This window comes from Planosporangium flavigriseum (assembly GCF_011947225.1).
Taxonomy (GTDB): Bacteria; Actinomycetota; Actinomycetes; order Mycobacteriales; family Micromonosporaceae; genus Planosporangium; species Planosporangium flavigriseum.
On the sequence record NZ_JAATVW010000006.1, the window covers coordinates 112,248 to 126,717 of the forward strand.

At 69.3% G+C, this 14,470-nt stretch carries 14 protein-coding genes, 1 tRNA gene and 1 pseudogene; 11 read left to right on the forward strand and 5 right to left on the reverse strand.

Features of this window, described 5'->3' with window-relative positions; all coding sequences use genetic code 11:
• Positions 1-86 precede the first annotated feature (86 nt).
• The 4 genes from HC028_RS11280 to HC028_RS11295 all read left to right on the forward strand — a co-directional run bounded on the left by HC028_RS11280 (position 87) and on the right by HC028_RS11295 (position 3,769).
• Positions 87-1,109, forward strand: a complete 1,023-nt coding sequence (locus tag HC028_RS11280; protein ID WP_239075241.1) for a 4Fe-4S dicluster domain-containing protein — start codon at positions 87-89, stop codon at positions 1,107-1,109.
• Positions 1,110-1,249: 140 nt separating this feature from the next.
• On the forward strand, positions 1,250-2,218 hold the full coding sequence (gene nrfD / locus HC028_RS11285) for an NrfD/PsrC family molybdoenzyme membrane anchor subunit (protein ID WP_168076555.1): 969 nt from the start codon (positions 1,250-1,252) through the stop codon (positions 2,216-2,218).
• Between the two features lie 14 nt (positions 2,219-2,232).
• Positions 2,233-3,519 carry an L-lactate MFS transporter gene (locus HC028_RS11290; protein ID WP_168076220.1) on the forward strand — a complete coding sequence of 429 codons (1,287 nt, stop codon included), beginning with the start codon at positions 2,233-2,235 and terminating at the stop codon, positions 3,517-3,519.
• 16 nt (positions 3,520-3,535) lie between these two features.
• Entirely contained in the window at positions 3,536-3,769 is a 234-nt protein-coding gene (locus HC028_RS11295) for a hypothetical protein (RefSeq protein ID WP_168076222.1), read from the forward strand.
• Positions 3,770-3,793: 24 nt separating this feature from the next.
• Here the strand turns inward: HC028_RS11295 and selD are convergent, their stop codons facing one another.
• Positions 3,794-4,783 (reverse strand): selenide, water dikinase SelD, encoded by a 990-nt coding sequence (selD, locus tag HC028_RS11300; protein WP_168076224.1) that lies wholly within the window; start codon positions 4,781-4,783, stop codon positions 3,794-3,796.
• Between the two features lie 225 nt (positions 4,784-5,008).
• Here selD and HC028_RS11305 point away from each other — a divergent pair, with 225 nt between their 5' ends.
• The 3 genes from HC028_RS11305 to HC028_RS11315 all read left to right on the forward strand — a co-directional run bounded on the left by HC028_RS11305 (position 5,009) and on the right by HC028_RS11315 (position 6,884).
• The gene (locus HC028_RS11305) at positions 5,009-5,668 is read left to right on the forward strand and encodes an SGNH/GDSL hydrolase family protein (protein WP_168076226.1); all 660 of its coding nucleotides are present in this window, start codon (positions 5,009-5,011) and stop codon (positions 5,666-5,668) included.
• Positions 5,669-5,904: 236 nt separating this feature from the next.
• Positions 5,905-6,360, forward strand: coding sequence for a hypothetical protein (locus HC028_RS11310; protein WP_168076228.1), 456 nt, complete (start codon positions 5,905-5,907; stop codon positions 6,358-6,360).
• A gap of 428 nt (positions 6,361-6,788) precedes the next feature.
• A tRNA-Sec gene (locus HC028_RS11315) sits at positions 6,789-6,884 on the forward strand.
• A gap of 141 nt (positions 6,885-7,025) precedes the next feature.
• Here the strand turns inward: HC028_RS11315 and HC028_RS28690 are convergent.
• On the reverse strand, positions 7,026-7,160 hold the full coding sequence (locus tag HC028_RS28690; RefSeq protein ID WP_373313779.1) for a hypothetical protein: 135 nt from the start codon (positions 7,158-7,160) through the stop codon (positions 7,026-7,028).
• Positions 7,161-7,802: 642 nt separating this feature from the next.
• Between HC028_RS28690 and HC028_RS11325 the strand changes: the two genes are divergently transcribed.
• Positions 7,803-8,753 carry an IS481 family transposase gene (locus HC028_RS11325; protein ID WP_168076230.1) on the forward strand — a complete coding sequence of 317 codons (951 nt, stop codon included), beginning with the start codon at positions 7,803-7,805 and terminating at the stop codon, positions 8,751-8,753.
• Between the two features lie 590 nt (positions 8,754-9,343).
• Here HC028_RS11325 and HC028_RS11330 read toward each other — a convergent pair.
• On the reverse strand, positions 9,344-9,922 hold the full coding sequence (locus tag HC028_RS11330) for a hypothetical protein (protein ID WP_168076232.1): 579 nt from the start codon (positions 9,920-9,922) through the stop codon (positions 9,344-9,346).
• On the opposite strand from HC028_RS11330, the gene HC028_RS28445 reads away from it, so the two are divergent.
• Together HC028_RS28445 and HC028_RS11335 are read left to right on the forward strand one after the other, a co-directional pair.
• Positions 9,881-10,060 (forward strand): PIN domain-containing protein, encoded by a 180-nt coding sequence (locus tag HC028_RS28445; RefSeq protein ID WP_338091276.1) that lies wholly within the window; start codon positions 9,881-9,883, stop codon positions 10,058-10,060. The two genes, HC028_RS11330 and HC028_RS28445, sit on opposite strands and share 42 nt — an antisense overlap.
• Before the next feature lie 376 nt (positions 10,061-10,436).
• On the forward strand, positions 10,437-10,985 hold the full coding sequence (locus HC028_RS11335; protein ID WP_168076234.1) for a hypothetical protein: 549 nt from the start codon (positions 10,437-10,439) through the stop codon (positions 10,983-10,985).
• Positions 10,986-11,292: 307 nt separating this feature from the next.
• On the opposite strand, the pseudogene HC028_RS28450 reads toward HC028_RS11335, so the two are convergent.
• Together HC028_RS28450 and HC028_RS11345 are read right to left on the reverse strand one after the other, a co-directional pair.
• Positions 11,293-11,556 (reverse strand): annotated as a pseudogene (locus HC028_RS28450) (site-specific integrase); the annotation flags it as partial.
• 74 nt (positions 11,557-11,630) lie between these two features.
• Positions 11,631-13,286, reverse strand: coding sequence for a bifunctional NAD(P)/FAD-dependent oxidoreductase/class I SAM-dependent methyltransferase (locus tag HC028_RS11345; protein WP_168076236.1), 1,656 nt, complete (start codon positions 13,284-13,286; stop codon positions 11,631-11,633).
• Between the two features lie 77 nt (positions 13,287-13,363).
• Between HC028_RS11345 and HC028_RS11350 the strand changes: the two genes are divergently transcribed.
• Positions 13,364-13,921 (forward strand): helix-turn-helix domain-containing protein, encoded by a 558-nt coding sequence (locus HC028_RS11350; RefSeq protein WP_168076238.1) that lies wholly within the window; start codon positions 13,364-13,366, stop codon positions 13,919-13,921.
• The last annotated feature ends 549 nt before the right edge of the window (positions 13,922-14,470 follow it).

Here is a 14,470-nt window from a genome sequence, read left to right on the forward strand (position 1 = left end):
CGGAGACGGATCTCCGCGATGAGAGATTGATCCGGGAGAACCGCATCTTCGGGCCGCTCGACCCGGCGCCGGAGGCGGGGTACGGCATGGACGCCCCGCCGCGCATGGGGTTCTTCACCGACACCAGCGTCTGCATCGGCTGCAAGGCGTGCGAGGTGGCCTGCAAAGAGTGGAACAACGTCCCCGAGACGGGCCTGGACCTGCTCGGCATGTCGTACGACAACACCGGCGACCTGACCGCCAACTCGTGGCGCCACGTCGCCTTCATCGAGCAGCCGGTGTCCCGCGAGAAGCTGGCCGAGCGCGGGACGGCCACGGGCGGCCAGGCCGGCAAGGAGACCCCGGCCTTCGAGGGGCTGCCGACGTCCAGGGTGGCGGCCCCCGACATGGCGGCACGCGCGGCCACCACCGGCAAGGAGACCGGCACCCGGCCGGGTGTGCCGCCGAGCCCCGAGCCGGGCGCCGCGGTCGAGATGGCGACCGAGTTCCTCGGCATGCCGTCGACCGTGCTCCCCGGCCAACTTCCCGGCGGGGAGCGTACCGACTTCCGCTGGCTGATGATGTCGGACGTGTGCAAGCACTGCACCCACGCCGGCTGCCTGGACGTCTGCCCGACCGGCGCGCTGTTTCGGACCGAGTTCGGCACCGTGGTGGTGCAGGAGGACATCTGCAACGGCTGCGGGTACTGCATCTCGGGCTGCCCGTACGGCGTGATCGACCAGCGGGTCGGCGACGGCCGCGCCTGGAAGTGCACGCTCTGCTACGACCGGCTGAAGGACGGGATGATGCCGGCCTGCGCCAAGGCCTGCCCGACCGAGTCGATCCAGTACGGGCCCCTGGACGAACTGCGGGAGCGGGCGGCGCGCCGGCTGGACCACCTGCACGACATCGGGGAGACCGGCGCCCGGCTGTACGGCAACGACCCGTCCGATGGCGTCGGCGGCGACGGCGCGTTCTTCCTCCTCCTCGACGAGCCCGAGGTGTACGGGCTGCCGCCGGACCCGGTCGTGCCGACCAAGGACCTGCCGGCCATGTGGCGGACGGCCGGTCGGGCGGCGTTGGCCATGGCGGCGGCCGTAGCGGTCGCGTTTCTGGGACGGCGACCGTGACCGCCGGGGAGATGGGCAGCATGGGCAGGGAGGCCGCGAGCCGCGAACCGTCCGGTCGCCCGCCGGTCGGTGAACGTTTCCGGGCGTTCCAGGAGTCCCGGAGACGGGGTGAGGGTAAGCGCGAGGGCGGCGAGCAGCCGATGGTTCCCCGCGCCGAGTTCAGGTCGTACTACGGCCGGCCGATCCTCAAGCCGCCGGTGTGGCACCACGACATCGCGGCGTACCTGTTCACCGGCGGCCTGGCGGCAGCCTCCTCGATGATTGCCGCCGGCGCCGACCTCACCGGCCGGCCGGTCCTGCGCCGGACGGGCCGGGTGACCTCGCTCGCCGCGCTCGGCGCGAGCACCTACTTCCTGATCCACGACCTGGGCAAGCCCGAGCGGTTCCACCACATGCTGCGGGTGGCCAAGCCGACCTCCCCGATGTCGATCGGCACCTGGATCCTCGCCGCCTTCGGGCCGGCGGCCGGGGTGGCCGCCATCGCCGAGGCCGCGCCGCTGCTGCCGGAGCGCGGGCCGCTCGGCCTCGTCCGGCGGATCCTGCCGCCCGTCGGCCGGGGCGCGAACCTCGTCGCGTTCGTGATGGGCCCACCGCTCGCCACGTACACGGCGGTGCTTCTCGCGCAGACGGCCGTGCCGTCGTGGCACGAGGCGTACCCGTACCTGCCGTTCGTCTTCGCCGGCAGCGCGACGGCCGCCGCCTCCGGGGTGGGGCTGATCGCGGCGCCGCCGGAGGAGACCGGGCCGGTGCGGCGGCTCGCGGTCGCCGGCGCCGCCCTGGAGTTGACCGCGATGCACAAGGTCGAGCACGAGCTGGGCGTGGTGAGCGAGCCCTACCGCGAGGGCCGGGCGGGACAGCAGTTGCGCCTCGCCCGCAGGTTCACCGTGGCCGGGGCGTTCGGCGCGCTGCTGAGCGGTCGCAGCCGCATCCTGTCCGCGCTGTCCGGCGCGGCGCTGGTGGCCGGATCCGTCCTGACCCGGTTTGGCGTCTTCGACGCTGGTAAGGAATCGGCTCGGGACCCGAAGTATGTTGTCGTGCCGCAGCGGCAGCGCCTTGAAGAGCGCGGCCTCGAGCGCGTGGAGAAGGTGACCACGCCGGAGGCCGACTGATGTAAGGACGAACGATGACCGCGCCGACGATGGACCGGAAGGCGGTCCTGACGCGCCGGCGGTGGGGCCTGGTGGTCGCCGCCGTGCTGGTCCAGTTGGCGCTGGGCGCGGTGTACGCGTGGAGCGTGTTCAACACGCCGCTGCAGCAGCAGTTCCACTGGACCAAGGCGCAGGTCGTGCTGCCGTTCGAGGTGGCGATCGGCACGATCTTCATTGGCAGCATGATCGGTGGCCGCATCCAGGATCGGTACGGGCCACGACCGGTGGCGCTGGCCGGCGGGGTGCTGTACGCGCTGGGCATGATGCTGTCGTCCCTGGTGACGTCACGAAACCAGCTGTGGCTGCTGATCCTGGGCTACGGGGTCATGGGTGGCATCGGGATGGGCGCGGCGTACATCACGCCGATCGCCATGCTGGCCAAGTGGTTTCCGGACAAGCGCGGCCTGATCACCGGTGTCGCCGTCGCAGGGTTCGGCTTCGGCGCGGTCATCACCGCCCCCGCCGCGAAGTGGCTGCTGTCTATGGTCCCCCGCAAGACCGAGGTGTTCCTGCCGCTGGGGCTGGCGTACCTGGTGGCGGTGCTGCTCGGCGCATCGTTCTTCCGGGACCCGCCGCCGGGGTACCGGGTGCCGGGGTTCGTGCCGCCCAGCACCGGGCGGGCGGTGGCCGGCAACCGCGCGTACACGCTCGGCGAGGCGCTGCGCACCCCGCAGTGGTACGAACTGACCGCCATCCTCGCCCTGAACGTGACCTGTGGCATCGCCTTCATCTCCCAGGCCGCCGACGCCACGCACGCCATCGCCGGGGTGAGCGGGGCCACCGCGGCGGCGTTCGTCGGCGTGCTCGGCCTGTTCAACTCTGCCGGCCGGGTGGTGTGGGCCTGGCTGTCCGACCGGATCGGTCGGATGGCGGCGTTCATGGGCATGCTCGTGCTCCAGGCGATCTGCTTCCTGGCGCTGCCACGCGCCCACGTGTTCGCGCTGTTCGCGCTGTTCGCCGCGCTCATCGTGCTCGCGTACGGCGGTGGTTTCGGCACCATGCCGGCGACCGCGGCGGACTACTTCGGCACGTCCCACGCGGGCGCGGTCTACGGGGCGATGATCGTGGCGTGGAGCATCGGCGGCGTGGTCGGACCGACGGTCACCGCGCTGCTGTACGAGTGGAGCGGGCACAACTACACCGTGCCGTTCACGGTCCTCGCGGTCCTCGCGCTGGCGGCGGTGTCGCTGCCGGTGGTCACCCGAATGCCGGCGGAGCCGGCTCTGTACCGCGGCGGGGTTGAGCCGATCCCACGGCACTGACGCCTACGCTGCGTTCGTGCGGAGTTTCGAGATTGACGCCCGCGCCCGGCGCGCGATCGACCGGTTCAACGCGGTCATGCAGCCGGAGCTGGACAAGCTGCTCAGGCGGTACGCCGGCGCGCCGGTCGCCGAGGTGCGCGCCGAACTGGCGAAGGTGTGGGGCGCGAACGCGGGGAAGGCGCTGCCCGAGCCGTACCTGACGACCTGGGCGACGTCGATCAGCAACGGCGACCGGGTTCGCCTCTCCTGACCCCCACCTCATGGGAGGTGGGGGTCAGCGGACGATCAGCGTGCAGCCCTCGCGGCGGGGGACCAGTTCGCCGACGACCGGATAGCCCGGCACCTCACCGGCGACGAGCAGGCCGCCCGACGTCTGCGCGTCGGCCAGGAGCAGCAGTTCGTCCTCGGCGACCCCGTCGGCCGAGAGATGCGGGCGTACCCACTCCAGGTTGCGCCGGGTGCCGCCGCTGACGTACCCGGCGGCGAGGGCGTCCCGCGCGCCGTCCAGGTACGGCACCGCCGACGCGTCGACCACGGCTGTCACACCGCTGGCCCGGGCCAGCTTGTGCAGGTGGCCGAGCAGGCCGAAGCCGGTGACGTCGGTGGCGCAGACCGCGCCGGCCTTCACCGCGGCCTCGGCCGCGTCCCGGTTGAGCGTCGTCATCGCGTCCACGGCCTGCGCGAACACCTCGCCGGTCGCCTTGTGTCGGCTGTTGAGCACGCCGACACCGAGCGGTTTGGTCAGCGTCAACGGCACGCCGGGCGTCCCCGCGTCGTTGCGCATGATCCGGTCAGGGTCGGCGACCCCGGTGACGGCCATCCCGTACTTCGGCTCCGGGTCGTCCACGCTGTGCCCGCCGGCGACGTGGCAGCCGGCCTCCCGCGCCACGTCCAGGCCCCCGCGCAGCACCTCGGCGGCCAGTTCGAGCGGGAGCACCTCGCGCGGCCAGGCGAGCAGGTTGACCGCGACGACCGGGACGCCGCCCATCGCGTACACGTCGGACAGTGCGTTGGCGGCCGCGATGCGGCCCCAGTCGTACGCGTCGTCGACCACCGGCGTGAAGAAGTCGGCCGTCGCGACGATCGCGGTGCCGTTCGCGATCCGTACGACCGCGGCGTCGTCGCCGTCGTCGAGGCCGACGATCAGCTCGCCGGGGCCTTCCGGCGGCGCGTCGCCGACCAGCCCCGCGACGACGCTCTCCAGTTCTCCAGGGGGGATCTTGCAGGCACAGCCGCCGCCGTGCGCGTACTGGGTCAGGCGCATTCAGTAACTCTTACTCGTGAGGTTCCGGGTGGACAGAGCCGGGTGGCTGGTGCCCGAATCCCGCGATTTTCAAACGGAACGATCGCCGTACCAACGGGGGACACGCGACGGCGTAGTGGCCCGGGGCGCGCGGGGATGATTCCGCACATGCTGGGCAGCGGGTACGAGATGTGTCCCGGGCCGGCGGGCATACCGCGAACGCACACGATCAGCAAGGAGCGTGACGTGAGCGAGAAGTCCATCCTCTGCTTCGGAGACTCCCTCACGTGGGGCTGGGTGCCGAAGGACCCGCCCGTCCCGAGCGAGCGCTATCCCCGCCAGGTCCGCTGGACCGGGGTGCTCGCCGACCAACTCGGCGCCGGCTACACCCTCGTCGAGGAGGGCCTCAGCAGCCGGACCACCACGGCCGACGATCCCATCGACCCACGGCTCAACGGCGCCAAGTACCTGCCGTCGGCGCTGGCCAGCCACCTGCCGCTCGATCTGGTCATCGTCATGCTCGGCACCAACGACACCAAGGCCTACTTCGGCCGCTCCGCGTTCGACATCGCCATGGGCATGTCGTTACTGCTCAAGCAGATCGCCTCGGCCGCCGGCGGCGTCGACACCACCTACCCCGCGCCGGTGCCGCTCGTGGTCAGCCCGCCGCCGCTTGGCGAGCAGCCCAATCCGTGGTTCCGTGAGCTCTTCACCGGTGGCCAGGCGAAGACGCGTGAGCTGCCGCGGCTGTACAAGGATGTCGCCGACTTCGCCGGGGCGGGGTTCTTCGACGCCGGCTCGGTCATCAGCGCCGACGGGGTCGATGGCATCCACCTCACCGAACAGAACAACCGGGACCTCGGGCAGGCACTCGCGAACCCGGTGCGCCGCCGCTTGGCGGACTGACACCGCCGTTCCGCTGGCTCGGGGAGCCGGCGCCATCAGGAGACGCCTCAGGGCACCTGTCGCGCCGCCGGCGCCGCTGACCTCGGGGCAGAAACCTCCGGGTCGGACTCTTATGCGAGCTTCACGCGGGTTTTATGGAAAACCTACACACCCAGTGGCAGGCTGGTCCTTGGTACGGAGTGCGAGGAACGGATTATTCCTCGGGTTTGACTTCGAGTTCGAGGGAGCTCCTACCGATGAAACCGATTCAGAGAGTGCTCGCGGTCGGTGCGCTTGTGGCCGGGCTGCTGGGATCCGGCGCCACCGCCGCCACGGCACAGACCACCCCGCCGCCGCCGCCGGGTGCCAGCACGAGCGCCTCGCCGTGGTCGGTGGCCCAGATCAAGCACCACGTCGACAGCCACCTGGCCAAGGTGATCGCCCGGGCAACCGCCGCGCGCCAGCGCGTCAACAGCGACTCGACGCTGACGGCGGCGCAGAAGGCCAAACTCAACGCCGACCTCAACAAGCTGATCACCGACGCCACCACGGCCCGGCGGAAAGTGGACGCGGCGAACGACCGTGCCGGTCTTGAGGCCGCCCGGCCCGCGTTGCAGGCGGTCAAGGCAGACCGTCGCCAGCTGTACAAGGACTGGGAGGCCATCCACGGCGCTCACGGGACGGCGACGCCGAGCGCGCCTTCGACCAGCTGAATATCGGATCCAGGAAAGCGGGCCCGGCGGCGCTGCCCCGGGCCCGATGATCTGCGCTCAGGAACAGTGAAGAACCGCGGGATGTGATCCACTCCTTGTTCCGGGACTGCGGTTGCGAATGATCTCGTGCAGTCGGGGAGGTCTGCCGCAGGTACGAGTTCGCACTGTCGCCGGGCTTCTGCCAGTTGCAGGTGGTGGCGGTGAATGCGAGGGGGGCGGGCCCAGCGTCGGCGGCCGATCAGCTGACTGTGCGCTCGCGGCCGGTCCGACACGGCTCTCGGAGCCTGTGGAGAACGGCAAGTACCACGGAGACCCGTGTGGACAACAGCGGAGGAAGATCGCCCCTGCTGTGGGTGTGGCGTAGCTGATCTGTATAGGCTGAAGACCACGACCTTCTGACCTGCGGTAAACCGCAGGTCAGAACCTATGGAGGCGTTCGGGCAGCTGGTGCTCCCCACGGTCTTCAAAACCGATGTGGCCCGGGATCCGGGTCAGGCGGGTTCGATTCCCGTCCGCCTCCGCCACCAGCACGTCGCCCCGGTGACCTGCCGGGACGTAGATCAATGGGGCGTCCTGCAAGACCAGCGCCGGTCTCACCTCGTCTCACGGATATCCGCTGTGGCCCACTGGTTGCGGCAAATGGGCGGCAAACTTCGCTCCAGCGGTCAGGCGCTGTCGTCCTGCTCCGACAGTCCGAGGGCCTCGCCGATGCGGCGGCGCGCCACGTCGTCCTGACCCTCGATGCACTTGGCGTAGACCTTGAGTAACACGTGGACGCTGTGCCCCGCCCACTCAGCCACCTGAGTAGCCGGTACCCCGGCGTTGAGCCACAGTGACACGGCCGCGTGCCGGAGATCGTACGGACGCGCCGCTAGCGGCGATTGCTGTTGCGGCCACCGGTTGCGGCGGGATCCGCTGGTGGCGTTCGTGGTGTCTCCTGGCACCGCCGAAGAGGGGCGGCTTACGCCGGAGGCGGATGGCTGGCTGGCCATTACCGCCGACGGGGTTGGTTGTTCGAGGTGCTCTCAGCCTTGTGGTGAGGCTGGTAAGAGTGGAGGAGCCTGATCACCGGCGGCCGGCGAGTTGCCGCAGGCCCCTCCACCAGTCGGTTCAGCGAATCCAGGCCATCATCGACGGCAAAGGCCGTACTGGGCCGCTCAGTGGAGTCGGGGGAGACCGGCATGTCGGGCCGGTGCGATTGAGATTGGCGGGTGTGGCTCGCATCAGCGGCAGGAAGGCCGCTCGGCGTCTCCGAAGTCGAGGCCAGCGATCCGGCGGGACGGCCGCGCTGGCGTGCTCGACGTGGCCAGAGTAGCACCGGATTCCGACGAGTCAATCCATTGCGATCGCTGGCGATGCCGGGGGTGATCCGGCTGCCTGCCGCGTCTAAAACTGACGATCATCGTTGACACCTGGGTCTCCGGAGACTACGGAGACCATCTATGTCTAAGTCCACCCCTGCGCTGGATCGTGAAGCGAAGCGGCGCCTGGCGATCATCCGCCACGTCGAGGAGGTCACCGGCAACGTCGCGCTGACCTGCCGCTACTACGGCATCAGCCGGCAGGCGTACTACATCTGGTACCGCCGCTACCTGGCCGAGGGGGTCGACGGGCTGCGGACCCGGTCGAAGCGGCCCAAGACCTGCCCCCACGCCACCCGTGCCGAGGTCGTCGAGAAGATCCTCTACCTGCGGCAGAACTACCACTTCGGCCCGGCGAAGATCGCGATGTACCTCAAGCGCTACCACGACATCACGGTCAGCCACTCCGGCGTGTGGCGCATCCTCAAGCGCCTGGACCTCAACCGGCTGCCTGCCTCGCAGCGCTACAAGCGCCACGACAAGCGCTGGAAACGCTACGAGAAACAGCTGCCCGGCCACCGGGTCCAGATCGACGTCAAGTTCATCGAGCCCATCGGCGCGACCAAGACCGGCCGCCGCGGCGGGCGCAACAAGTACTACCAGTTCACCGCGATCGACGACTGCACCCGGCTGCGGGTGCTGCGCATCTACCCGCAGCTCAACCAGAAGACCGCCATCCAGTTCCTCGACTACGTGCTGCAGCGGCTGCCGTTCCAAGTGCAGGTGATCCAGACCGACAACGGCGCGGAGTTCCAGACGGCGTTCCACTGGCACGTGCTCGACAAGGGCATCGCCCACACCTACATCAAGCCGCGCACCCCGCGCCTCAACGGCAAGGTCGAACGGTCCCACCGCATCGACGCCGAGGAGTTCTACCGGATGCTCGACGGTGTCGTCATCGACGACGCCGAGGTCTTCAACGACAAGCTCCGCGAATGGGAGGACTACTACAACTACCATCGCCCGCACGGCGGCCTCGACGGCCAGACCCCCTACGAACGCCTCAAGCAGAAGACCACGACCCAGGCGTAAACGATCACCGTCACTCGCACACGGCTGCCTGCCGCGATCGGGGAGGACTTTCTGTACATCTATCAAGGCGGCCCGAACCGGTCCGCACGCGCCGCCGGCTGGGCGCGTGCCGCCGCTGCCGCTGTCGCTCTGCGGCGTCACGCAGAACGCCCGCCGTCTGGCGCGGAAAGCGAGAAGCCCTCGGGGCCGCCGAAGCACGGACAGCACCAAGGGCACCTGATCGAGGTGAGCCGGCAGCCGGCCGGCGGCGAACTGGGCACGCGGCGTGACAGACACGCCGCGCCGTAGCGCGCGCCGCGGTCCGCAGTGAGTGGTCGGTGTGGGCGTCCCCCGGTGCCCGACTCTCCACGCCACCCGCCCGGCGTCAAGGGCGCTTCGCGTCGGCTACGCCGATGGCCTCCGGCCACCCTTGACCCCGACCGGGCGCCGAGGATCTTGGCACCTGTCCGGGGGACGGGGAAGGTACGGTGAGCCGGAGGGTCTGTCTCCATAGGCGGTCACTGGGCGAGTGCCTAAGGGGCCAGCGCTACGGACACGCGGGTATCGCCGCTGAGCTGGTCGCTTCCCAAGAGCCCGAGGGAACCGGCCTATCAGGACATGCGAAAGTTGGAAATCCCGTCGAGGTCGTCCGCCCACTGTTGTTCGCGCTCGGCGTTGTCCCAGCCCATCACCGCGTTGATGCGGTGCCAGGCGCTCCGGAACGCCAGGATCACGACCTGCACGGCGCTGTCCAGCACATCGAGGTCGACGCCCCAGTGCAGCAGTTCGGTTCCGTCAGGCTGCTGCACTGGCGTCATAAAGTGCATGAGGCCGTAGAGCTCACCGTGTGCCACCGCCGAATATCCCTTGTAGACCGAAACAGGCGGCTCCTTAGTGACCAGGCCAGCGTGCAGCAGATTCGCCGTCTGCTGGGTGGCCGTCAACTGCACCTCGGTCTCAATCTGCGGCGAGAACTTGTTCGGCCACGTGACGGTCAGGTCCAGATCAGTGGCGCGCCTGGTCACACGTGTCTGCTGGTCGAGCGCGTCGTTCTGTTCGGGCCCTGACTCCAGCATCGACTTGGCCTGCTCGCCTGCCTGGCGCGCGCTGGACAGGCTTAGCACCAGTTCCCGGCACACGCGCGATACGTGGACCACAGCCGGGATGCCTTGATCGCGGCCACTGCCCAATTCGAAGGCTGTGCTCTCGTCACCAACGACAAGCGTCTGGCTGGACGGGCTCGGGCTCGAGGTGTCCCTGTGCTATCCAGCGCCGAACTCTTCGCCCGAATCGGATTCGCGTCACCATCAGTGAGCGGCGGCCAGTAGCTTCGCGTGCGGTGTAGCGGTGCCTGTAGCAACGAGCACGGACCGCGATGGATGTCAGCGGCAGGAACAGGCAGCCACACTGAGCCCACGGACGGCTTGGGGCCTGACTCGGACAACTGCCCGGAACTTACAAACGAGGGGTCACCTCAACCAGAAAGGCGACCGGCCTGCCCGGACAGGGGGTCGATCCCGTAGATCCGACCGTCGGCGGAGAAGTGGCCTCGTTCTGGAAGTCGGTCTACTCCCGGTTGCGGCGTCCCGACCGCTCTGCATCTTCGCCGCCTGGTCTGGTCATCTGCTGTCAGCGCGTGACGCGACCATGGTGTGGTGGTCGGCGCATTGCGGTTCCGCCGCCGGGCGCGAAGAATACTCCGCCATGGATTTGCCGAAGAGCAGGACGGCGTACCGGCAGGCTGAACGGGCGTTCGACAAGCTGTCGGCATTGGCTGACGCCGCAGGTGCCGACGAGTTCCGGGACGAGTTCGTGTCCTGCATCGGCATGATCCAGCGCGTCGGCCCGATCCTTTACAACGAAACGAAGGGACACCGGACGGCGACCTTCGGCGCCTGGTGGCAGACGACCGGTCAGGATCCGCTGTTCCGCTTCATGGCCGATGTTCGAAACGCCGAGTTCAAGCGGGCTGAGAACCGTAAGGTCGCCCACCATGACGTCGTTGTCCACGAGGTGGTCACTGTAACGGACGCCGTGCATGTAGCGGTCATCCGCGATGGGAAGGTGGTGGAGGAGCACTCTCACAGCGATCCGTTGCCGCCCCCGCCGGTCGTCCCCGAGCCGACCCACACGGTCACGTGGTACTTCAGTGGCGGCACCTATGACGGACAGGAAGTGCTCGGGCTACTGAGGCAGTACCTGGTCTGGATTCGGGACGTGCTTATTCCAACGGCCGAACGCCTCACCCCGTAGGGATACAGACGGTGCGGCCCCCAGCGAAGGTACCCAGTCGTAATGCACGGGCGAGCGAAGTGGTCGGGTGGCCGGCGGTACAGCACGGAAGTACAGCAACCGGGCCACCCGTACCGAGCCGAACCAGACCGCGCCGCATCGGTTGACCTCGTATCCACCTTCGCCAGATCGCGTTGCCGATCTCTGGGGGTCAAGGGGTCGTCGGTTCAAATCCGGCCGTCCCGACAGCGACAATCGGCCGTTGACGCGGGGAGTTTCACCAGGTCAACGGCCGTTGCCGTGTCTGCCGGTGACCCGCTCCAGTGATCTAGACGGCTCGGAGTTGGGGACCGTTTGGGGACCGGCGCACCGCGAGATGGGCACTGAGCGCCGTTCCGGCTTCATCGATGGAGCGGCGGTCCGGATGTAGGTACCGCTGAGTCGTGGTGATGGCGCCATGCCCCGCGATCTTCCGGAGCACGTGGACCGGCACGCCCACGTCACCCCGGTGTGCCGCAGGTCGTGACGGCGCAGGTGCTCGAACCCCTGGGCCGCCTCGACCTCATCCCAGGTGCGTGGCGTCGCGCGGCACCGTCGAAGCGGCGTGTGGCGGCCATCCTCCCGAGAGCAGGTCCGCCGGGCGGCGGTGCGGTGCGCGGGCCGGGATCAGACCGCTCGTCGGGTCGCGCGCAGCACGACGTCGTTGACGTGGTGGGTACTGGCCGCGCCGGGAGGCCGTGGCCGGGTCTCGTGCGTCTCGACGTGCCAGGTATCGGGGTCGGCGGTGAGCGCGGCGGCGATCTCGTCGACCCCGACGAACGCCCCCGGGTCGTACATCCGGGTCTGGGTCGCCGCGTCCACCGGGTCGCGCAGGGCGGTGAGGTCGTGATGGACGACCAGGAGTGTGCCGCCGGGGGCGACGGCATCGAGCAGGCTGCGCAGGCCGCGCTGGTCGGGCGTGCGCTTGAACGAGCCGTACTGCAGTGAGACCAGGTGGAAGGGCTCGGTGCCGAAGGGGGTGGGATCGTTGGCGTCGCTGCGTACCAGATGGATGCTGAGCCCGCGGCGCTCGGCCTCGGCGCGTACCCGGGCGAGTGCGTTGCCGGAGATGTCGGTGGCGGTCACCTTCCAGCCGTGTTCGGCCAGCCAGAGGGTGTCGGCGCCCTCGCCGGTGCCGACGTCGAGCGCCCGGCCGGGGGGCAGGTCGGTGACCTCGTCGACGAGTGTGCCGTTGGGGTTGACGCTCCAGACACGGTCCGGGCCCCCGTAGCGGTGGTCCCAGTCGATCTCCTCGCCCGAGGACCGAGCGGCGTCGCGCAGGTCCTCCTCGGCGAGGCTGAAGGCGATCATGGCGCCTACCTGGCTGCCCTGGGCCGCCGACGGCAGCACCTGCAGGCTGGGGTCGGTGACGTTGCCGGCTGCGTAGATGCCGGGCACGGCGGTCTGGCCACGCGGATCCACTGAGAGGACATCGCCGGCGCCGGTGGGGTGAGCAGTGGTGGTGAGCCCAACCCCGGCCAGCATGTCGGCACGGGCATGGAACCGTGGATTGACCACGACGGTGTCGGCCTCCAGGACGCGACCGTCGACGAGCTCGACTCCGAAGACCTCGTCGTCGGGCCCCGTAAGGACGCGGTTAACCTCGTTGCGCTCGATGACGAGGCCCGAGGCGGCCAGAGCGTGCAGGACCTCCTCGTTGAGCCCGGTGGGGTCGTGCAGCACGACGGTCAGCCGGTCGGTCAGGTGCCGCCACAGCGGGGTCGGGTGCATACCCAGGGGGTGGGTGATGATCTGCACCAGGCGCTGGTCGCGCACCTCGAAGCCGTGGCAGAACGGGCAGTGCACCACGCCGCGACCCCACTGCGCGGCGACGCCGTCGATCGCGGGCAGTTCGTCGGTCAGGCCTGTCGCGGCGAGGACACGGCGGGCCACCAGCGCATGCCCACCGGTGAGGTCAAGCCGGAACCGACCGTCGTCGCGACGGTGCACCGCCACGACCCGGCCGGTGAGTACCTCTCCGCCGTACGTGCGTACTTCCTCGCGCCCGACCGCCATGAGTTCGCCGGGCGCTGCCCCCTCGTGCCCCAGGTAGCCGTGCATGTGGACGGCCGGGGCGTTGCGCGGGGCTCCGTCGTCGACCACGATCACGCTGCGCCGCTGGCGGGACATTTGCAGGGCGGCAGCGAGCCCGGCGGCCGAGCCGCCGATCACGGCGACATCACAGTGACGCTCCATGGTCGGATGCCGAGCGTGATGGTCGGCGTGGTGGTCGACGCCTTCGGGGTCGACCAGCTGCTGGCTATCGGCGGCGTGCTCGCTCATGGGTGTGACGCTACGGCGTCCCGGCGATCTGAGCAAAGACCCTTGCAGAATTAGCAAGAGAGGGCCAGGATGGGGACATGAGCGAAGTCGCGGACGTCGAGGCCCTGGCCCGCTCGCGTCTGCGCAGCTTGCGCAGCACTCTGGGATATTCCCTCGACGAGTTGGCCGAGCGAACCAACCTCAGCCCGTCCACCATCAGCCGCGTCGAGACGGGCAAGCGCACCCTGAGCATTGACGTGCTCGTGCCGCTGGCCAACGCCCTGCAGGTGAGTCTCGATGTGCTCTTCGAGGTGCCGACCGACGACGACGTCGTCATCCGTCCCGTCGCGCACAGCAGCGGCGCGCGCACGACATGGCTGCTGAGCCGTCCAGACGGGCGCACGGTTGCGATGAAGATGCGCCTCGAGCCGTCCGAAGTGCCGCCCAGCCAACGGGTGCACCCGGGCCACGACTGGTTTCTAGTGCTGGAGGGACGCGTGCGGTTGTGGCTGGGCGAGCGACAGATCGACGTCGACGCGGGCGAGGCGGCGGAGTTCGCGACGATGGTCCCGCATGCGATCACAGCACCGGGCGGTCCAGCCGAGCTGATCATGGTTTTCGACCGCGACGGACAGCGCGCGCACGTACACCAGTGAAACTCGGCAGGCGACGGAGGCCGAGCAGCGGTACAGCACAGAAGTACAGCAACCGCGTCGACCGTAGCTGGCCGCATCGGGCCGCAGGCGCCGCCTGACCTCGTCCCCGGCCGGTAGCGACCTCTCTGCCGATATTTGACACGGAAGCGGTCAGCTGAGCCGCGTGTCGGCGGGGAACACTCACGCCTGCGGCGAGCAGTTGCAGCTTCTCGTAGTCCTCCGTGCGGCGGGGGAGCGGTGAGTGTGAGCAGTGCTTGGGGCTGGTCCTCGGTGAACAGCACCTGGCAGCGGGATTCGATCCGGTGAGTTGGCCGCAAGCTCGTTTCTTAATCGCGTGGTGGCGACGCTAGTGCCGAACCCAGCCAATGAAGCGTGCGTGCAGGTCGCCAGCGGGAATGTCGCCGAGATCGGAGCACGCGTCGATGAGGGCTGAGCCGAGCACCAGAGTGAGGCTGACGGGTGCGTCGGTGTACTGGGCGAGGAGTTGACGCCGCCGTGTCGGACAAGGCCACGGCAGGGAGCAGCCCCCGCAGATCCAGCTACCGCGCA